A 20,067-nucleotide genomic window follows, 5' to 3' on the forward strand; every position below is an offset into this window, starting at 1 on the left:
TCGGCAGCAGCACTGAAAGCCCACGACCTGACGTCGTCTCCCGTGCCGCACGTTGGGGCGCCGCCACCGTTCCACCGGACGGCACGGGCCTGGTTGCCACTCTTGCTCTCCGCCGGATGGATGCTCGGCACCTTCGGCCTCTTCTGGACCGGGGCGTTGGCGCAGCAGGTGCCCGATCCAGGTCAGCTCTGCCGCTTCGTCCTCGCCGCCACCGCCGCGTTCGCCGCCGGCTATGCGGTCAGCATCCGGTCCCGCCGGCCGCCTGTCGTCGAGACTGCCGCCGTCTCCCGCCGCCAACGCTCGGTCTGGGTGCAGCGACTGGTCGTCGCCGGTGGGCTCTATTACATCGTTCTCGGCGTGGCGCTGCTCGGCGAGTACGGGGCCACCGGGCCGGCCGACATCATGGCCAGCCTCCACGATCCGGCCGGGGCGTACGCCAACAAGTTCGCCGTGTACCAAGCCCAGCAGGACAGCGGGCGAACCAACCTCGCGATTCAGGTCCTGACGCTGCTCGGCGTGCTCGGCACCGTGCTCGTTCCGGTGCTTGTCATTCACTGGCGGTGGCTCAGCATGGGGGTGCGTCTCGTCGGGGTCACCGGAGTCTGCACCTACTCGCTCTTCTTCCTCTACATCGGAACACTGAAGGGCCTCGGCGACTTCGTGTTGATGATCGCGGCCGGGCTCGTCATCGGCTGGGCACGGGAGGGTGATCCGGCCCGCCGACGAGCTCGCCGCCGACGGGCCACCGTGGTGGCGGCGGTCGTCGGCGTGCTCTTCTGCGGCTACATGGTGAACAACCAGGCCGATCGAGCTGCCTTGTTCGGCACACAGGACCGCGTCCGCGCCAGCCCAGTCGTAGAACGATACGTCGGACCACACCTGGCAGGTGGCGTTGCCGCACTGGTGCACTACCCGACACACGGCTACCTCGGCCTGGCCTACAACCTGGGGACGCCGTTCACCTGGTCACGGGGGTTGGGGAGTACGCCCGCGCTTGCCTCCTACGCCAGCCAGTACCTGGACATCGACAGCAGTCGTCACCCGACGTATCCGCAACGCACCGAGGAGCGAACCGGTTGGCCCGCCGGGCTGAACTGGGCCACCATCTACCCCTGGCTCGCCTCCGATCTCACCTTCCCCGGCACCATCTTCTTCATGGCTCTGCTGGGGTGCCTGTTCGCCCGGATGTGGCGCACATCGGTCGTGTCCCAGCGGATCCTGCCCAGCGCAATCTTCGTGCAGTTGGTGATCCTCGTTGGTTACATTCCCGCGAACAACCAACTCGGCATGTCCCGACCAGGGATGATCGGTCTCATCACCCTCCTCGTGCTGTACCTGATATCCACCGTTGCCCGACGCTACCAACGGAGGACGCCGACGTGGCTCAATCAGCATCGGCACGAGCCCGGCCATCGCCGACCGGAGTGGGCACCAACGGGGCGGTTCCCGCGCAACTGAGTCCGGCCGAGGCCGTCCCCCACGGCGGCCAGTGGCTCGGCCAGTTGAGCATCGCGCCACTCTGCCTGGTCGCCGGACTGGCGCCGCTCGACCCACAACTCGCGTACCAGTACGGCCTCTGGCTCGCCGGGCTAGCGTTGCTGATCAACGGCCGGGTGCCCCGGGTCGGGGCGGTCGACGTCTTGGCCGTACTGCTCGGCGCTTGGGTCACCAGCACGTCCATCTGGACGCGCGACCCGGCCGCCACCGCGATCGCTGTTCGCGTTTGGTGGACGGTGATCCTGGTCTTTCTCGCGGCTCGACACGTGATCCATACGCGGCCGCGGCTGCTCCTGATCGCGCTCGCGTTCCTGGTGGGCTCGACGTGGGCGGGGGTCAAGATGATCCTCGTGGGAGACGAGAACCAGATCCCCGGCCTACGGGTCGGGATTGAGGGCGTCGGGGTCAACTACACGGCGTACTCCCTGTCCACCGGAGTCGTCGTTGGCCTGCTACTACTGGTCGCCGTTCGCAACCGGCTGGCCCGGATCGCGCTTCTGCTGACCGCCCCGATCCTTCTCTACGCCACCGTCCTCACCGGCACACGTGCCAGCCTGGTGGCCCTCGCCGCCGTCGCCCTCTATCTGCTCCTGGACGGCGCTATCAAGCAGGCCTGGGTCCTGGCGGCTGCGGTCTCGCTGGTCCTCCTATTCGTGGTGCCCTTCGGCGACCTGAGCCAGTTCCGGCCGGAGTGGTTGGAGCATGCCTTCTCCCGCCCGCTGGACGATCTCTCCGGCCGATTGGCCGTCTGGCCCATCGCGGAGGCGTCCTTCTGGAAGTCACCGATGCTGGGCATCGGGGTGGGCGCCTTTCCGAGCACAAACCCCTACTTCGGTATCGGCGCCCACTCTCTGATGCTCACCCTCGGCAATGACATCGGCCTGGTGGGGATCGCGATGTTCGTGGCCCTGGTCAGCTGCGTGCTCCGCGATGCCGCACCGACCGACGGACGGCGGCACCGGATGCTCGTCGGGGCGCTCATCGTGGTCTCGACGCCGATCTGGCTCAGCGGGCACTGGGAGACCTCGCCGGCGGTATGGTCGGTCCTGGCCATCTGGTCCCGTCTTCCGCTGGCGCTGGTCAACCCACGGCCGACACGGCGGCACCGACGCGCGTACCGCGGCTCACCGTTCGTCGCCTCCGTTGGCGCGGGCCCCGGAGGCCGCCAGGCGCAACGCCTGCACCTCGCCGCCGGCAGTCACGTCCGACTCGATCGGTCGCCTCGACACCGCCTTCAGTGACCGGCGGTAGCCGACAACGGCCGACGGCAGGACGGTCACGCCGTACGACACAGCCGAGGCGACGGCGATGCCGGAGAGTCCAATGCGGCCGGCAAGGTAGACCTTGAGCGGCACCGCGACGACGAAGCACGCCAGCCACCCGAAGAGTTGGGGGCGAAGTAGCCCGATGCTGTTCTGGACCATGAACATCGGCGACGCGACGCCGACCAACGCGGTATGCGTAGCGAGCGCGACCAACAGCAGGGTCGGCGCGTGCGCCAGCTCCGCCGACCGGATCCAGAGTCGGAATAAGTCGTTGCCGAAGAACACCAGGGCCACCCCGGGCAGGGTCACCACCCCGGCGCACAGGTACGACATGCGACGGGTGTTGCGCTGGACCCAAGTGACGTCGCCGCGTACCAACGCCTCACCGTTGGCCGGCCAGAGGGGCAGACCGACCAGCGTGATGAAGAGCGCGAGCACGCCGAAGATCCGCAGCACCACCGCGTAGTTCGCGGCCTCGGTCAGTCCGAGCACCCGGCCCACCAGGAACCCGTCCATGTTGAGCACGACGGAGCTGAGTACGGCAACGACGAAAAACCGGAGCCCCAGCCGGAGCAACCCTCGTGCGGTCGGTATTCGTACATGCTGCGGTCGCGGCCGCAGCTTGGGGTTCTGCCAGCCGAAGTAGCAGATCGTGTTGGCCGCGTTCATCACTGGCACGGAGAGCACCGCCGCCGCGATCAGCAGGACCGGCTGCACCCCGACGACGACGCCGCAGACCACAAGCGCCGCCGAGATCAGGCTGCCACCGGCCTGCCACAGGTTGCTCTGCGCCACCTCCTGGTACGCGTACTGCACGCGTTGGATCAGCGCCAGCGGGATGTTCAACAGGAACGACCCGAAGCAGAGCAGGGCCACCGCCCGCGCGTCGCCGGCCACCTCGGGATCGGTGACGTTCAGCACGGCTGGCCACGGGACCAGCGCAACGGTCGCGGTCAGCACCGCGAGCAGCACCGCGGCGAGGCACCCGAGCAGGGCGTAGGCGCTCGCGATTTCCCGAGCCGCAGCGGTGCGGTCGCCGGCCGCTTGCAGCCGGGCGAGTCGGGTCAGCAGCCCGTTGCCGAGGCCGAAGTCGGCGAAGAGCGCCATGCTGGTCAGCGAGGTGACCGCCATCCACATGCCGTAGCGCTCAGCACCGAGGTAACCAAACGCGAGCGGTGTGATCAACAACGGTGCGACCAGCCCGACGGCCTTGCCGCCGAGCGAGGATGTGATGCCGGCGATCAGCGCACGGCTGCGGACGCGCCGGGCCTCCCGATGGTGTGCCTCGTTCACCCGGACGGGCCGTTACTGACCGGCCAGCACACGCCCGGACATCCAGGCCACGGTCTGCTCCAGACCGGCCCGCAGCGGGGTCGGCCGCACCGTCGGGAAGAGTTCACGCAGTCGGTCGCTGTTGGCCTGTGAGTCCCGGACGTCGCCCGGTCGGGCCGGCGCGTGAACCACGTCCAACCGTCGCCCCATGATCTCCTCCAACTCGGCGATCAGCTCAAGCAGGGAGACACGGGCCCCGAAGGCGAGGTTGACCACGTCCGTCACGCCGACCCGGCGGAGCACCGCGTCGACGAGAGTGTCGGTGACCGAGCCGACATAGGTGAAGTCTCGGGTCTGTCGGCCGTCGCCGTGCACCTGTAGCGGCTGTCCGGCGAGGGCCGCGCTGACGAACCGGGGCACCACTGCGGCGTACGCGTGGTGAGCGGCCTGCCGAGGACCGAAGACGTTGAAAAAGCGGAACGGCAGCACCTGCATGCCGTAGCAGGCGGCGTACGCGATCGTGTACGCCTCGGCGGCGAGCTTCGACACGGCGTATGGGCTGACCGGTACCGGCCGCAGCCCTTCCTGTCGGGGCAGCACCGGGTTCGCGCCGTAGACCGAGGAAGACGAGGCGACAATCACCTGCCCGACGTCATGTCGGCGGGCCGCCTCCAGCACGCTCAGCGTCCCAGTCGCGTTCGCGTGGTGGCTCGGCAGTGGCCGGTCGACCGATCGGGGCACGGAACCAAGCGCGCCCAGGTGCACGACACTGGCGGCGCCAGCGACAGCCTCGTCGAGCAGGTCGGGGTCAAGGATCGTGCCGCGCAGCAGCGGGACGGGCAAGCCGTCCAGGTTCTCCAGTAGCCCGGTGGAAAGGTCGTCGACCGCGACGACCGAGGTAATGCCCGGCTCCGCCAGCAGCGCCCGGACCAGGTTGGCTCCGATGAACCCGGCACCACCCGTCACCACTACCTTCATGCCCGCCCGCCCCGTCGTCGGTGCGACGGCCCGATGGCCGGCGCGACTAACCACAAGGTCAACGAAGAGAGCACACCATCGGTCACGGTAGCGGGACGGTCGATGGTCGGTCAGCGGTAGTCGGGGTTCCGCCGCGCTGCCCCACGACAGGACCGCAGCCGCGTCCGGTCAACGACACGAGGAAGTCGCGCATCCGCCGCCCCTGGGCCACCGGCCCTCGGGTCCGGTGGACGAACTCCCGCGCCGCCACGCCGCGCCGCGATACCTCCTCCGGCGGCAGCGCCAACGCGCGGGCGAGGGCGGCCCGGAGCCCGACCACCGTGTCCGGGGTGGCGATCTCGAGGTGCGGTAGGTAGTCGGCGGGAATGCCCGGTAGCCGTGTACTGACCACGGGCGGGCCAGCCGACAGGTACTCGATTGTCTTGGACGGGAAGGAGTAGCGGACGAATTCCTCCTCGACGGGGCGGGGGTTGATCAGCACGGCGGCCCGCGCCAGGCGCCCCGCGAGCACCGCACGGTCGAGCAGCTCCGGTGGGGCGATCCTTGAATCGTCGGCAGCCTGCTCCCGCAACCACCGGGTCAGCTCCCCCCGGCCGAAGAGCACCAGCCGCAGATTCGGGTCGGGGAGCCCGCGGAACGCCTCGACCAGTCGGTCCACCCCGTACGCGCGGGTGAGGCCGCCGGCATACACCACCTCGCGAGTCCCGGGGGTGGGCGCATCCTGAGCGGACGCTGTGGCTGGCGGATGGAAGATCCCCTCCATGACCAGGTGGGGTCGCCCGGGCGCGAAGTCGTCGGCCAGCGGCCGGGTCAACGCGATGACTCCGGCACACCGGCGTAGCGCGGCCCGGACCAGGGCGACATCGAGCCGGCGCAGCAACCGCACCAGCCGACCGTCGGTCGGCAGGGCGAGACCGGGCGGGTCGGTGAGCACCGGCACCACCAGCACCCCGCGACGCCGGGACAGCGTCACGGCGGCCCACAGAAACGGCGTGTGCACGCCATGCACCAGCAGTACATCGCCGGTCCGAAGGTTACGAGCCAGCCGACAGCGGGCGCTGACGAAGCGGGTCACATGCTTCAGGCCGAGCAGGTTGACGAAGCCCAGCAGTTGGCCGTCCACTCCGTCCTGGTGGAAGCCTCCGCCGCGGAACAACAGGCGATCGTTGCCTGGCCAGCTGGAGACCGGCACGGCGGAGAATAGCCGCACACGGCAGTCGGCCGCCCGCGCTGCGGCGACCAGCCCCCAGGCGAAAGCGTGCGTCTGCGTGGCGTGGGCGCGGTCCCGCGCCATCGCGTCGGCGAGGATGCTGTCCGGCACGGTGAAGCCGAGCAGGGCGACTTCGAGATCGTCGGCGGAGCTCACTGCTACGCCGCCAGGATCTGACGGTAGACCGCGTCCAGGCGGTCGAGCATGGCGTCGAGGCTGTACCGGTCGCGAACCCGGCGGTACGCCCGGTCGGCGAGGTCGGCGCGAGTGGTCGAGCTGTTCAACAGGGGTGCGATCGCGGCGGCGAGCGCCCCCGGGTCAGCGGCAGGTACGAGCAGGCCGGCGCCGTCGCGGAGAACCTCCACGTTCCCGCCAACCGCGCTCGCCACCACGGGTAGCCGCTGGGCCATCGCCTCCAGCAACGCGTTCGAGAGGTTCTCGTGCAGCGTTGGGAAGACGAACAGGTCGGCGGCGGCGAGCAACTCCGGGACGTCGGCCCGGGCACCGAGCAGCCGCACGTCGAGCGAGCCCGGGCTGGCGGCGTCGGCAGCGGCATGCAACGCCGTCGCGATCGCCGGAGCATCCGGCCCGTCGCCCACCACCAGCAGCACGTGGCGGCCACCGCCGACGGGCAGCCGGCGGAGCGCGTCGGCGAGCACGCCGTATCCCTTCTCCCAGGTCATCCTGCCTACCGTGATCATCACGACGTCATCGGCCTGCAGGTCGAGAGCCGCCCGGACCTGTTCACGCGGCCCGGGGTGCTCCGGCACCAGCACTCCATTTGGGATGACCCCCACGAACCGGTCGCGGCAGCCCGTCAGGAAGTCCCGTCCGGCCGCGTACTCGCAGACCGTCGCCACGTGGGTGGCAGCCCGCAGCGTCATCGGCTCGGCGCCGTGCACGAGCAGGCGACGGCGCAGTGATCGACCACCGCGATGCAGGTCGCGGACAGTGCCGTGGACCGTGACCAAGATTCGTGGACAGCCGGCCAGCCGGGCAGCGAGCACTCCGAGGAAGCCCTCGTTCTGCAGGCCGCGTACGTGGACCAGGTCCGGCCGGATCCGGCGGAGCAGGGACACCCAGCCGCGAAGCAGTGACCTGTCGATCGCACCGTTACCTCGGTCCTGGTGCATCCGCACGAAGTCGTACTCGTTGGCGAGCCGGGAGGCGAGGACCCGTTCGAGAACGGTCAGCGGACCGTTGGCCCCGGGGCGCCCCGCCGAATGTTGGACGACGACAGGCCGGGTCCGTACACGAGGCGGCGGGTCTTGATAGCCGACAACGGCGAGGTTCTGCTCCACGAAAACTCCACTTCGACGCGGGCGGCACAGATGCCGGCGGGTGGGCATCGGTGACCTAGACTAGCCGGGCAATTGTCAATGAAAGCCGTAATTCACTCGGACGAGGTGGACTATGCCCCAGCCATCGGCGGGTGGGAGTCGACCCGCACCGGTCGGTCCTGATGCCCCGCGCCTTCTCGCCCTCGCGGCTTACCGGTTTCCGCACGGCGACGCGATGTCCAACCGGCTGCTGCACCTGGTCCGCTCGGCGACCCCACCGGGCGGCAGCGTCATCGTGGTCAACGATTGGCCCGCCGACGGGACCCGGCCGCCGACCCAGCTGGCGCTGCCGGCCGAGGTGCAGGTCTTGACCCTGGCCGGCGCGCGAATGGGCAAGCTGGCCCGCTGGTGGCACCGGCAGTGGCGGCCGCTGCGGGTGCTCGCGGCGCTACGTCGGGCTGGCATCGACCGGCGTCAGCTGAGCGCGATCTGCCTGCCGCTCGGGCTGTGGAACCTCACCACCTGGGCCGTGCTCCGACTCGCGGTACGCCGCCCGGTGACGGTCGACATAGTGGAGCGGCACGACCCCCAGCAGTTTGGCCGAGGACGACTCACCCCCTATTTCATTCGCCACCGGTGGGGCATGTTCCTCGCGCTCCGGCTGGCCGACCGGATCATCGCCATCTCCAGCGCGCTGCACCACGATTTCGCCTACCGTCGGCCGACCCTGCTGGTCCCACCCCAGGTCGACCGCGCCGCGTACGAACCACCCGCGCCGCCCTCGCTCGACGACGGCGTCCGCCTGCTCTATGCCGGCACCGCCAGCGCGAAGGACCTGCTCTCCGTGGTGGCGGAGGGGATCCGCCGGCTACCCGAGGCGCCGCGGAGCCGGGTGCGGTTGACCATTGCCGGCATGACCCGCGACCAGGCCATTAGCAGCTCCGATCTGGACAGCTCCAGCCTGGACGGTCTTGACGAACAGGTGACCTTCCTGGGCCGGGTGCCGCGCGAGCAGGTCCTCGCCGAGCTGCGGCGCGCACACTTCTCGATCCTGGTCCGGCCCGACGTCGGCTACTCCCGGGCGGGCTTCCCCTCCAAAGTGCCGGAGAGTCTGGCCGCCGGGTGTCCCGTGCTGCTGAACCACACCTCCGACCTCGCGCGCTACGTCACCGACGGCCGAGAGGGGTTGGTGCTCCCCTGTCCGACCCCTGAGGATGTCCGGACGGCCCTGCTGCGGGCGCTCACGATGGATGACGAGGGGTGGCGACGGATGAGCCACTGCGCCCGCGAGCGGGCCGACGACTTCGACTATCGGGTGTGGACCCCGGTCGTAAGTGCCTTCGTCATCGGCGGTGGCGACGCCGCGGCGCGCGGCTCCGGCATGGAGAGCGCAGCGAGCTCCGCCAACTCGTCGGCGGTCAGTCGGCGTTCCGGCGGGTAGAGCTGCTGTTCGTGCGAGACGATCGTCTCCACCGGCCAGCGCAACCGGATCACTCGGGCCGGGTTGCCGGCGGCCACCGCGTAGGGCGGTACCGGACGGGTCACCACGGCGCCCGCCCCGATCACCGCGCCCCGACCGATCGTCACCCCGTGCAGGATGACGGCACGGGTGCCCACCCACACGTCGTCGCCAATCGTCACCCCCCGATCGAGGGCCCCGTCGGTAGGACACTTCTCGACGGCGATCATCGGCACGCCGACGCGGTCGATCCGGTGGTTGCCACCCCGGATGGTCACCTCGGGTCCGAACATGACGTTGTCACCGAGCTTGATCCGGGATCGAGCCGCCATGAGAACCGGACGGTAGCCGAGATCGACGTTGCGGCCGACCTCGATCGTCTCGTAGGTGTAGACGCCGTCCGGGTCAAAGGTGAAGTTGTCCCCGTGGGCGGCGAAGCGGCCGACGCTCGCCACACCCCGGACGGCTCTGCCAGCCCGCGTGCCGTTGACCCAGACCAGATTCAGCAGGCGGGCGATCCGCACGATCACGCGCCCCGGGCCGCGCGACGAGACCCGCATCAGGCGTCACACCACCCCGCGCCGACCGTGCACCGCTGAGCCAGACCGAAGATCCGACGCATCGACAACTCTCCCCATCAACCTTCGTCACCACCGCTGCGGACATGAGCGAGCGTACGTGCGAATTGCCGCTTCAAGGCCGAAATGCCCAATTGCGCTGCGCGATATCGCCAGGCGCCGGACAGGACACAGCACCCCGCTCAACGCCACCCGGCCATCACGCGAGGGCGTTGCGTCGACACGGTCAGCAACCTCTCGCCCATCGACCGATTGACAGCGATCACCCTCCACCAGAAGGCTCGCGCCTACAGGTCCTTCACCCAAGGAGGCGCGATGAGACCGAGACGACTGGCGATCGCCAGCGTGGTCACCCTGCTCGGCGCACTGGCGTTGACCCCGCCGGCGAGCGCGAAGCCACCGTCCGAACCGGGCGCCCGCGACGGCCTGGAGGTCTACGTCGGAACGGTCGACGCGAAACAGCGGGACCAGCTGCGCGCGGCGGGGGTCGACCTCGGCCACGACGCGAAGACGGACTCGTCCGGCAAGACGACAGTCGAGACGGTGCTCAGCCGCCGGCAGGCGAAGCGGCTGACCGACCAGGGCGTCCCGTTGTCGGTGAAGAAGGTGCGCGGCAAGGACGCGTCGCAGGCGCTGCGGGAGCAGGCGGCGGCGGGCTGGACGGCGTTCCGGCCCTACGGGGAGCCGGGCGGTCTGCGCGACGAACTGAACGCCACGGCGGCCCGCTATCCCAAGCTGACCAAGGTGGAGACGATCGGCCGCACCCAGCAGGGTCAGCCGATCGTCGCCGTGAAGGTCACGAAGAACGCGCGGACCGTCGCCGACGGGAAGCGGCCCGCCGTGCTCTACGCCGGCGCGCAGCACGCCCGCGAGTGGATCACACCGGAGATGACCCGCCGGTTGATGCACCACGTCCTGGACAGCTACGGCACCGACCAGGAGATCACGAAACTCCTGGACACGACCGAGCTGTGGTTCCTGCCGGTGGCCAACCCGGACGGTTACGACTTCACCTTCACCCCCGGCAACCGGCTGTGGCGCAAGAACCTGCGGGACAACAACGGCGACGGACAGATCACCTCCGGCGACGGCGTGGACCTCAACCGCAACTTCAGCTACAAGTGGGGGTACGACAACGAGGGCTCGTCACCGGAGACGAACAGCGAGACCTACCGGGGCCCGGGCCCCAACTCGGAGCCGGAGACCAAGGCCCTGGACCAGCTGTTCAAGCGGGTCGGGTTCGAGTTCTTCGTCAACTACCACTCGGCGGCCGAGCTGCTGCTCTACGGCCTCGGCTGGCAGGTCAGCACTCCCACCCCGGATGACGAGATCTACAAGGCGATGGCCGGGGACGACGCGCACCCGGCGGTGCCCGGTTACGACCCGGACATCTCCGCCGAGCTGTACACCACCAACGGTGACACCGACAGCCACGCCACCGTCCGGTACGGCACGCTGGGCTTCACCCCGGAGATGTCCACCTGTGAGGCCGCCTCGGCGGTCGACCCGGACGACGAGTGGCGCCCGGAGGACTGCGTCAGCGGCTTCATCTTCCCCGACGACGAGACGTTGATCGCCGGCGAGGTGAACAAGAATCTGCCGTTCGCGCTGGCCGTGGCCAAGTCGGCGGCGGACCCGGACGAGCCCGTCTCGGTGGTCGGACGGAGCACCCCGGACTTCGTGGTGGACTCCTTCGACACGTCGTACGGGCGCACCCAGCAGGTCGCCGCGATCACCAGGCGGGCGCTGAAGAACGTGAAGATGCACTACACGGTCAACGGCGGGCGACCGAAGACCGTCGCGGTCCGCGAGTGGCGCGGCGGCGAGCGGTACGGCGGCACACACGACGACTACTACGCGGAGTTGCGTGGCACGGTCGGCGGCACGAAACCGGGCGACCGGGTGGAGGTCTGGTTCACCGGCAACAAACCCCGGACCGGGGTGGTCGCCAGCGACCACTTCACCTACCGGGTGCACACCGACGTCGGCGGAGACGTGCTGATCCTCGCCGCGGAGGACGTCACCGGCCTCAGCCCGGCGCAGACCGGCACCACCGCGAAGTACGCCGACGAGGTCGCGGCGTCGCTGAGCGCCGCCGGGCGCAGCAGCGACGTGTACGACTTCGACGCGATGGGCCGCACGGCGCCGCACCCGCTCGGGGTGCTGTCGCACTACACGGCCGTGGTGTGGGAGACCGGCGACGACATCATCATGCGCTCCCCCGGCCAGGTCGCCGGCACCGCGGCCAAGGCCGCGCTGGAGACCGAGCTGGCCGTCCGGGACTACCTCAACGAGGGTGGCAAGCTCCTGGTCAGCGGCCAGTACGCGTTGTTCGCCCAGGGCGCCAACGGCTCGTACGTCTACCACCCGGACGCGCCGCCGGAGTGCACCGACGCCGACGACCCCACCTGCCTGCCGCTGCTGAACGACTTCCAGCAGTACTGGTTGGGGGCGCACACCTACGTCAGTGACGGCGGCACCTCGCCGGAGGGAGAGCCGTTCCCGGTCGCCGGCCGCGACGACGCGTTCACCGGTTTCGCGGGGCAGCTCAACGCGGACGGCTCGGCGCAGAATCAGGGGCACACCGCGTCGTTCCTGACCACGTCGAGTTTCCTGCCGCCGGACGAGTTCCCGCAGTTCGCCAGCTCCGCGCCGGTGGGCTGGACCCGACCGGGTGGCGCGCCGTTCGACCCGCGTACGGGTGAGTGGTATCTGCACAGCGGGCAGGCCGACGAGTCGTACAAGCGGCTCACCCGCACTGTGGACCTCAGCGGGGCGACCAGCGGAGAGTTGCGCTTCTTCACCTCCTATGAGATCGAGCAGAACTGGGACTTCCTCTTCGTCGAGGCGCACGAGGTCGGCAGCGACGACTGGACCACCCTGCCGGACGTCAACGGCAAGACCAGCTCGGTCACCGGGGAGAGCTGCGCCTCGGGTTGGGACGAGCTGCACCCGTTCATCGCCCACTACCAAGGGCCCGGGTGCTCCCCCACCGGAAGCACCGGAAGCTGGAACGCGGCGACCGGGACGTCGAGCGGCTGGAAGGAGTTCGTCGTCGACCTGACCCCGTACGCCGGCAAGCAGGTCGAGGTGTCGATCACGTACGCCTCGGACTGGGGCTCCCAGGGCCTCGGCGTCTTCCTGGACGACACCCGGGTGGTGGTCGACGGGTCGACCGTGGCGGAGACCTCGTTCGAGTCCGCCGACCTGGGCGGTTGGACGGTGGCCGGGCCTCCGGACGGCTCCGGTGGCAACGCCAACGACTGGTCACGCAGCCAGCAGGCGTTCGAGGAGGGCTCGGTGGTGGTCACCGGGGACACCGTGTACCTGGGCTTCGGGTTGGAGGGTCTCCCTCCGGCGGCCCGCGATGACCTGGTCGCCCGGTCGTTGACCCACCTCACCGGTCAACCCCGCCCCTGACGGCGGGGAGGTGCGCCGGCGGTCCGTGGGCCGTCGGCGCACCTCGGGCGTACGCCGCATGGGCCGCCGGCGCACCTTCGGCGTACGGCGGGTGCGCCGGCCACCGATGTGATGAGCTGTACGGGTGTCGGGGCTGGGACTTGTGCTGCACCCCACCCGGGATGTCACCGAGGTGGTCGAAATCATCGAACGGTGGGCCACCCGCCACCACAAGACGCTGTTCGTGCGCGAGGAGGACCAGCACCGCGTCCCGTCCAGCGTCGAACCGGTGCCGGACGGCGAGGTCGCCAGCCGCGCCGACGCGTTGATCAGCATCGGCGGCGACGGCACCATGCTGGGCGCGCTGCGCTCCGCCGTCCGCGACCCGAAGCCGGTGCTCGGCGTACACCTGGGTCGGCTGGGTTTCCTTGTCGAGGTCGAGCCGCCGGAGTTGCCCGACGCGCTGAGCCGACTGCTGTCGAAGGACTTCACCGTCGAATCGCACGCCTGCCTCGCCTGCGACGTGTGCGGTGACGACGTCGTGGCGTTCAACGACATCGCCCTGGTCCGCCAGCCGGGCGCCGGCTTCGTCAGCGTCACGCTCGCCATCGACGGCCAGCAGTACGGCTACTACCGCAGCGACGCCGTGGTGGTCAGCACCCCGATCGGTTCGACGGCGTACAGCTACGCGGCCGGTGGTCCACTGATCTCCCCGGCGGCGGACTCGGTCGTGATCACGCCGGCGGCGCCGATGGCCGGCATCTCCCGGGCGGTCGTGCTCTCACCGGACGAGAAGATCCGGTTGGAGCTACAGCCCAACTCGTCGCCGGTCGTCGTGGAGATGGACGGGTTGGTGTTCCGCGACGCGGCGACGGAGGGGGCGGTGGACATCTCGTACCGCCGCGACGCCGGTCTGGTGGTCCGCTTCGACCCGTTGCGCTACCAGGAGCGCAACCAGTTGAAGATGACGCTGCTCGACCTGCCGTTCCTGCCCGAGCAGCTCCGCGAACTGCTCCCCGAAGAGCTACGCCGACGCAGCCAGGAACTCCCCCCACCCGCCGACCCCCCACCCTGCTGACCCACCCCACCCCTGCGCTGCCCGGCCCCGCTTCGCCGCGCCACTGCGGTTGATCAAGAGGTTTGCGTCACGACACGCCGGTGGGCATGACGCAAACCTCTTGATCACCGAGGCGCGGAGGCGCGGGAGGCGCGGAGGCGACGGCGCCGGGCGCTCGTCACCGAGATCCGCGCAACATCGGGGATCCTGCTGCCTGCGACAGCCGGGAGGCAGCAGGATCGGGGAAGTTGCGCGGATCTTGGGCGCCGCGGGATGGCCGGGCACACCCGGGCGTGGGCACCGCCGGACGCAGGGGGTCAGGCCTGGGTCAGGGCCTGGTCTACCAGGTTCTTGGCCTCTTCCTGGATCTTCTTCAGGTGGTCGGGGCCCTGGAAGGACTCGGCGTAGATCTTGTAGACGTCCTCCGTGCCGGAGGGCCTCGCGGCGAACCAGCCGGACTCGGTGCTGACCTTCAGCCCGCCGATGGGCGCGCCGTTGCCGGGTGCCGTCGTCAGCGTCGCGGTGATCGGCTCACCGGCCAGCTCGGTGGCGGTCACCTGCTCCGGGGAGAGCTTGCCGAGCACCGCCTTCTGCTCTCGGCTGGCCGGGGCGTCGATCCGGGCGTACGCGGGGGCGCCGAAGCGCTCGGCCAGCTCCGCCCAGTGTTCGCTCGGGCTGCGCCCGGTGGTGGCCAGGATCTCCGAGGCGAGCAGGCAGAGCAGGATGCCGTCCTTGTCGGTGGTCCAGGTGGAGCCGTCGCGGCGCAGGAACGACGCCCCGGCGCTCTCCTCACCGCCGAAGCCGACCGCCCCGTCGAGCAGGCCGGGCACGAACCACTTGAAGCCGACCGGCACCTCCAGCAGCGGTCGGCCCAGGTCCGCGGCGACCCGGTCGATCATCGACGAGGAGACCAGCGTCTTGCCCACGGCGGCGGCCGGACCCCATTCGGTACGGGTACGGAACAGGTGACCGATCGCCACCGCCAGGAAGTGGTTGGGGTTCATCAGGCCGGCGTCCGGGGTGACGATGCCGTGCCGGTCGGCGTCCGCGTCGTTGCCGGTGGAGATCTGGTAATCCGCACGGGCGGCGATCAGCGACGCCATGGCGTTCGGCGAGGAGCAGTCCATCCGGATCTTGCCGTCGCCGTCCAGGGTCATGAACCGCCAGGTCGGGTCGACCGTCGGGTTGACCACGGTCAGGTCGAGTCGGTGCCGCTCGGCGATCTCGCCCCAGTACGCCACGCTCGCCCCACCGAGCGGGTCCGCTCCGATCCGCACCCCGGCGTCGCGGATCGCGTCGATGTCGATCGCCGCGGGCAGGTCGTCGACGTAGTGGGCGAGGAAGTCGTACTCCCCGGTGGTGTCGGCGGCCCGAGCCCGCGCGTAGGTGATCCGGCGGACCTCCTTGAGCCCGGCGGCCAGGATCGCGTTGGCGCGGTCCTGGATCCACCGGGTCACGTCGGTGTCGGCCGGCCCGCCGTTGGTGGGGTTGTACTTGAAGCCGCCGTCGTCTGGCGGGTTGTGCGACGGGGTGATCACGATGCCGTCGGCGAGCCCGCTGGTCCGCCCCCGGTTGTGGGTGAGGATCGCGTGCGACAGCGCCGGCGTCGGGGTGTAGCCGTCGCGGCTGTCCACCAACACGGTGACCCCGTTGGCGGCGAGCACCTCCAGCGCGTCCACGGCGGCCGGGGCGGAGAGCGCGTGGGTGTCGCGGGCGAGGAACAGCGGGCCGTCGAGGCCCTGCTCCCGCCGGTAGTCGCAGAGCGCCTGGGTGACCGCCAGGATGTGGTCGGAGTTGAACGCGTTGCGCAGGCTGGAGCCGCGGTGGCCGGAGGTGCCGAAGGAGACCTGCTGCGCCGGGTCCGAGGGATCCGGGTGTTCGGCGTAGTAGGCGGTGACCAGGCGCGGCACGTCGACCAGGTCGGCGGGCTCGGCGGGCCGGCCGGCACGGGGGTGGGTCACTGCGGGATCCTCCTCGGGAAGTACGGGCCGGTCACGGCTCGACCTTCTGGCCCTTGCCGATCACCACGATGCCGTTGTCGGAGACGGTGTAGCGCTGCCGGTCCTTCTCCAGGTCGACGCCGATCTCGACGCCCTCCGGGACGAACACGTTCTTGTCCAGGATGGCCCGCCGGACCACCGCGTGCCGGCCGATCTCCACACCCTCCATCAGCACCGAGCCCTCGACGTGCGCCCAGGAGTGCACCCGCACCTTCGGCGACACGATCGAGTTCTCCACCAGCGAACCGGAGATGACCACGCCCGGGGAGACCATCGAGCCGACCGCGCGGCCGACCCGCTCACCCCACTGGTGGACGAACTTCGCCGGCGGCCACGGCGGCTGCTCGGTGTAGATCGGCCAGTCGAAGTTGTACATGTTGAAGACCGGGTGCACGTTGATCAGATCCATGTGCGCGTCGTAGAACGAGTCGAGCGTCCCCACGTCGCGCCAGTAGCCGCGATCCCGGTCGGTGCTGCCCGGCACCTCGTTGTCGCGGAAGTCGTAGACGTTCGCCTCACCCCGCTCGACGAGCATCGGGATGATGCTGCCGCCCATGTCGTGCTTGCTGGTCTTGTCCTCCGCGTCGCGCTCGACCGCCTCGCAGAGGGCGCGGGTGGTGAAGACGTAGTTGCCCATCGAGGCGTAGATCTCGTCCGGCGCGTCGGGCAGACCGACCGCGTCGGTCGGCTTCTCGCGGAACGCCCGGATGCGCTTGCCGTCCTCGCCGACCTCGATGACGCCGAACTGGTCGGCCATCGACAGCGGCTGGCGGATGCCGGCGACGGTCACCGCGGCGCCGGAGGCGATGTGGTCCTCCACCATCTGCCGGGGGTCCATCCGGTAGATGTGGTCGGCGCCGAAGACGATCACGTAGTCGGGCTGCTCGTCGTTGATGAGGTTGAAGCTCTGGTAGATGGCGTCGGCCGAGCCGGCGAACCACCACGGGCCGCGACGCTGCTGCGCGGGCACCGGGGTCACGTAGTTGCCGAGCAGCGTGGACATCCGCCAGGTCTTGGTGATGTGCCGGTCGAGGGAGTGGGACTTGTACTGGGTCAACACGACGATCTTGAGATAGCCGGCGTTGGCCAGGTTGGAGAGGACGAAGTCGACCATGCGGTACATCCCGCCGAACGGGACGGCCGGCTTGGCCCGGTCCGTGGTGAGTGGCATCAGGCGCTTGCCCTCCCCACCCGCCAGGACGATCGCGAGCACCTTGGCAGCCATGCCCCGACGCTATCCACCCGCGTCGCACTTCACCACTCGTACGGGGAGTCTTCTGCACTAGGGTGCGGGGTCATGACGGAACCCACCCCGCTGCGCGTCGATCTGCTCACCCGCGAGTACCCGCCGGAGGTCTACGGCGGGGCGGGCGTGCACGTCGAGTACCTGGCCCGGGAGTTGCGCCGCCGCACCGACGTCCGGGTGCACTGCTTCGGCCGACCGCGCACCGAGCCGGGCGTCACCGCGTACCCCGAACCGCCCGGCCTGACCGGCGCGAACGCCGCGCTGCGGACGATGGGCGTCGACCTGGAGATGGCCGCCGGAACGGCGGGCACCGACGTGGTGCACAGCCACACCTGGTACGCGAACCTGGCCGGACACACCGCGAAACTGCTGCACGGGGTGCCGCACGTGGTGACCGCGCACAGCCTGGAGCCGCTGCGGCCGTGGAAGGCCGAGCAGCTCGGTGGCGGGTACGCACTCTCGTCCTGGATCGAGCGGACCGCGATGGAGGCCGCCGACGCGGTGATCGCCGTGAGCAAGGGGATGCGGACCGACGTGCTGACGGCCTACCCGCAGATCGATCCGTCGAGGGTCCGGGTGGTCTACAACGGCATCGACACCGTGCAGTACGCCCCGGACCACGACACCGACGTGCTCGACCGACTCGGCATCGACCCGTCCCGTCCCAGCGTGGTCTATGTGGGAAGGATCACCCGACAGAAGGGGCTGCCGTACCTGCTGCGGGCCGCCCGGGAGTTGCCGGCGGACACGCAGCTCGTGCTGCTCGCCGGGGCGCCGGACACGGCGGAGATCGCCGCCGAGGTGGAGGATCTGGTCGCGGAGTTGCGGGCCAACCGTTCCGGTGTGGTCTGGGTGGCCGAGATGCTGCCCAAGCCCGAGGTGATCCAGGTGCTCACCCACGCGACGGTCTTCGTCTGCCCGTCAGTGTACGAGCCGATGGGCATCGTCAACCTGGAGGCGATGGCCTGCGAGACGGCGGTGGTGGCCACCGCCACCGGCGGCATCCCGGAGGTCGTGGCCGGCGACGAGACGGGCCTGCTGGTGCCCATCGAGCAGGCCACCGACGGGTCCGGCACCCCCCTGGCCCCGGAGAGGTTCGTGGCCGACCTGGCGGCGGCGATCAACACGCTGCTCGCCGACCCGGCGCGTACCGAACGGTTCGGCCTGGCCGGTCGCCGGCGCGCGGTCGAGCACTTCTCCTGGGACAGCATCGCGCGGCAGACCCTGGAGGTGTACCGGGCAGTCGGCGCGGGCTGAGGGAGACAGCGTCAGGCGACGTGCAGGGCAGCGGCGAGCTGGGCCAGTTCAGCCGGCGCGTCGCATTCCGCGACACGACGGCGACCAGGTTCCGTACCGCCGGTCGGTGGCGCACCTCACTCGGGGCGGCGCGTTCTGCGGCGAGCAGCGTCCGTCCCGCCCGGGGAAGGTCACCAGCCCGGGCGTGGGCGCGGGCCACGTCGAGGAGGTACGCGGCCCGGTGCTCGGGCGGCAGCAACCGCCACCCGTCGCCGGCTACCAGCCGCTCGTGCCGGGCGGTCGCCGTGGTGACGTCGCCCAGCGCCGCCTCGGCGACCACCCGGGCCGCGTCAACCGCCGCGACGCCGAGTTCGCGGCCCCTCTCCGGCACGACCTCCCGGGCGATGTCAGCGGCGCGGTCGAGGGACTGACGGGCGACCCGTTCGTCTCCCAGGCCGGCCGCCGCGAGGGCGGCCTGGAGGAGCAGCGTTCCGCGCAGCGACGAGCCGGCCGACGTGCCACCGGGCGCGCCGAAGCGGTCAGCGGCGACGAGCGCGGCATCCAGAGCCGACCGCCGTCGACCGCGGGAGCGCAGCGCCTGACACAGCGCCACGGTGGCAACGGCGGCCAGCCGGGGATCGCCTTCAGCGACGGACATCCCCCGGTCGGCGGCCAGCCAGGCCAACTCCCCCTGGTCGACCTTCACCAGCACCGGGGCGATGAGCGAATACACCGACACCAGCAGCGCACCCGTCCCGCCGGGGCGAGCGGCGTGCGCTTCGCGGACGGCGTCGTGCAGGTCGGGCAGCAGAGCCAGCAAGGCCGGGTACCGGGCATGCCGATAGCGTTGCTCGGCGTGCGCCAACCGGCCTCGCAGATCCTCGGCCGTCGGCGCTCGGGTCGCGTCCGGCGGGTGGTAGCGGGCCAGCACCGCGCGGACCCCCTCCACCCCGGCGACCGCCGGAGTCGGCCGCACGGGCCGCGTGGCCAGCAGGACCTCCACGTCGATGCGGAGGGTCTCGGCGATCTCCCGAAGGTTGGACACCCGCTCCAGACGGCGTACCCCACGCTCGACCTTGTCCACCCAACTCTTCGACTTGCCGAGCCGGTCGGCGAACTGCTGCTGCGTCATGTTCCGCCGGACCCGCCACTGCGCGACCCGGCGACCGACCGGCAGCTCGTTCACCGCCGGCCCGTCGCGCTCACCGCGCGACCCCCACCACAACCAGCAGGAGTACGACCACAGCGATCACGATGCCGTAGGCGTACTGGTGCCGGGTGAGCGGCGCCCGCGTCGGCCGAGCCGGACCGAGCACCCGATCCCCGTCCGGTTGCGGAGGCCGCGCCCCCACAATCGGGTACACGGGCGGCAGCGGCCCATCCGGCAGACGCTCGTCCAACTGTGCCTCCTCGCGGCGCGACGAAGTGGTGGGAGATGCAGGTCGGGCGGGGAGCCGTTGCGTTTCCTCCGCCCGGCCGCTCGGGACGCTCCGCTGCTGACGAAGAGGATCCCTGTCGCACTTGCGGATTCTGGAGGAGCGGGGCTGGATCGTCACCCGGCAGGGCAAGGGGTCGTTCGTGGCGCCGAAC

13 protein-coding genes and 2 pseudogenes are annotated in these 20,067 nt (G+C 70.4%); 6 read left to right on the forward strand and 9 right to left on the reverse strand.

Annotated elements, in window-relative coordinates; translation table 11 throughout:
- The first annotated feature begins 102 nt into the window (after window positions 1–102).
- Window positions 103–1,458, forward strand: coding sequence for a hypothetical protein (locus O7617_RS02230; RefSeq protein WP_282261147.1), 1,356 nt, complete (start codon window positions 103–105; stop codon window positions 1,456–1,458).
- Window positions 1,425–2,738 carry an O-antigen ligase family protein gene (locus O7617_RS02235; protein ID WP_282261149.1) on the forward strand — a complete coding sequence of 438 codons (1,314 nt, stop codon included), beginning with the start codon at window positions 1,425–1,427 and terminating at the stop codon, window positions 2,736–2,738. The genes O7617_RS02230 and O7617_RS02235 overlap by 34 nt, the downstream gene beginning before the upstream one ends.
- Here O7617_RS02235 and O7617_RS02240 read toward each other — a convergent pair.
- The 4 genes from O7617_RS02240 to O7617_RS02255 form a co-directional block, all read right to left on the reverse strand.
- Window positions 2,622–4,055 (reverse strand): lipopolysaccharide biosynthesis protein, encoded by a 1,434-nt coding sequence (locus tag O7617_RS02240; RefSeq protein WP_282261151.1) that lies wholly within the window; start codon window positions 4,053–4,055, stop codon window positions 2,622–2,624. The genes O7617_RS02235 and O7617_RS02240 overlap by 117 nt on opposite strands.
- 12 nt (window positions 4,056–4,067) lie before the next feature.
- Window positions 4,068–5,012 (reverse strand): NAD-dependent epimerase/dehydratase family protein, encoded by a 945-nt coding sequence (locus tag O7617_RS02245; RefSeq protein WP_282261153.1) that lies wholly within the window; start codon window positions 5,010–5,012, stop codon window positions 4,068–4,070.
- 82 nt (window positions 5,013–5,094) lie between these two features.
- Window positions 5,095–6,378 carry a glycosyltransferase gene (locus tag O7617_RS02250; RefSeq protein ID WP_282261154.1) on the reverse strand — a complete coding sequence of 428 codons (1,284 nt, stop codon included), beginning with the start codon at window positions 6,376–6,378 and terminating at the stop codon, window positions 5,095–5,097.
- A 2-nt stretch (window positions 6,379–6,380) separates the two neighbouring features.
- Window positions 6,381–7,523 (reverse strand): glycosyltransferase, encoded by a 1,143-nt coding sequence (locus O7617_RS02255; RefSeq protein WP_282261155.1) that lies wholly within the window; start codon window positions 7,521–7,523, stop codon window positions 6,381–6,383.
- A 622-nt stretch (window positions 7,524–8,145) separates the two neighbouring features.
- Between O7617_RS02255 and O7617_RS02260 the strand changes: the two are divergent.
- Window positions 8,146–8,790: pseudogene (locus tag O7617_RS02260) on the forward strand (glycosyltransferase); the annotation flags it as partial.
- Between the two features lie 20 nt (window positions 8,791–8,810).
- Here O7617_RS02260 and O7617_RS02265 read toward each other — a convergent pair.
- Entirely contained in the window at window positions 8,811–9,521 is a 711-nt protein-coding gene (locus tag O7617_RS02265; RefSeq protein WP_282261156.1) for an acyltransferase, read from the reverse strand.
- A gap of 333 nt (window positions 9,522–9,854) precedes the next feature.
- Here O7617_RS02265 and O7617_RS02270 point away from each other — a divergent pair, with 333 nt between their 5' ends.
- Both O7617_RS02270 and O7617_RS02275 read left to right on the forward strand, forming a co-directional pair.
- Window positions 9,855–12,959 carry a M14 family metallopeptidase gene (locus O7617_RS02270; protein WP_282261157.1) on the forward strand — a complete coding sequence of 1,035 codons (3,105 nt, stop codon included), beginning with the start codon at window positions 9,855–9,857 and terminating at the stop codon, window positions 12,957–12,959.
- A 124-nt stretch (window positions 12,960–13,083) separates the two neighbouring features.
- On the forward strand, window positions 13,084–14,016 hold the full coding sequence (locus tag O7617_RS02275; RefSeq protein WP_282261158.1) for an NAD(+)/NADH kinase: 933 nt from the start codon (window positions 13,084–13,086) through the stop codon (window positions 14,014–14,016).
- A 296-nt stretch (window positions 14,017–14,312) separates the two neighbouring features.
- On the opposite strand, the gene pgm is transcribed toward O7617_RS02275, so the two are convergent.
- Window positions 14,313–15,956 (reverse strand): phosphoglucomutase (alpha-D-glucose-1,6-bisphosphate-dependent), encoded by a 1,644-nt coding sequence (gene pgm, locus O7617_RS02280; protein WP_282261159.1) that lies wholly within the window; start codon window positions 15,954–15,956, stop codon window positions 14,313–14,315.
- Between the two features lie 31 nt (window positions 15,957–15,987).
- Window positions 15,988–17,220: a glucose-1-phosphate adenylyltransferase gene (gene glgC, locus O7617_RS02285; RefSeq protein ID WP_282261160.1), complete on the reverse strand. Its 1,233-nt coding sequence runs from the start codon at window positions 17,218–17,220 to the stop codon at window positions 15,988–15,990.
- 72 nt (window positions 17,221–17,292) lie between these two features.
- On the opposite strand from glgC, the gene glgA reads away from it, so the two are divergent.
- Window positions 17,293–18,498, forward strand: coding sequence for a glycogen synthase (glgA, locus tag O7617_RS02290; protein WP_282261162.1), 1,206 nt, complete (start codon window positions 17,293–17,295; stop codon window positions 18,496–18,498).
- Between the two features lie 1,033 nt (window positions 18,499–19,531).
- Here the strand turns inward: glgA and O7617_RS02295 are convergent.
- Window positions 19,532–19,609, reverse strand: a pseudogene (locus O7617_RS02295) (helix-turn-helix transcriptional regulator); the annotation flags it as partial.
- 70 nt (window positions 19,610–19,679) lie between these two features.
- Window positions 19,680–19,877: a hypothetical protein gene (locus tag O7617_RS02300; protein WP_282261163.1), complete on the reverse strand. Its 198-nt coding sequence runs from the start codon at window positions 19,875–19,877 to the stop codon at window positions 19,680–19,682.
- Between the last annotated feature and the right edge of the window lie 190 nt (window positions 19,878–20,067).

It is taken from the genome of Micromonospora sp. WMMD1155 (assembly GCF_029581275.1).
Classification (GTDB): Bacteria; Actinomycetota; Actinomycetes; order Mycobacteriales; family Micromonosporaceae; genus Micromonospora.

Excerpts from the sequence above, each read along its gene's own strand:
- glgA (WP_282261162.1), top strand. The coding sequence starts at position 17,293 with ATGACGGAACCCACCCCGCTGCGCGTCGATCTGCTCACCCGCGAGTAC.
- glgC (WP_282261160.1), bottom strand. The coding sequence starts at position 17,220 with ATGGCTGCCAAGGTGCTCGCGATCGTCCTGGCGGGTGGGGAGGGCAAG.
- O7617_RS02245 (WP_282261153.1), bottom strand. The coding sequence starts at position 5,012 with ATGAAGGTAGTGGTGACGGGTGGTGCCGGGTTCATCGGAGCCAACCTG.
- O7617_RS02265 (WP_282261156.1), bottom strand. The coding sequence starts at position 9,521 with ATGCGGGTCTCGTCGCGCGGCCCGGGGCGCGTGATCGTGCGGATCGCC.
- O7617_RS02270 (WP_282261157.1), top strand. The coding sequence starts at position 9,855 with ATGAGACCGAGACGACTGGCGATCGCCAGCGTGGTCACCCTGCTCGGC.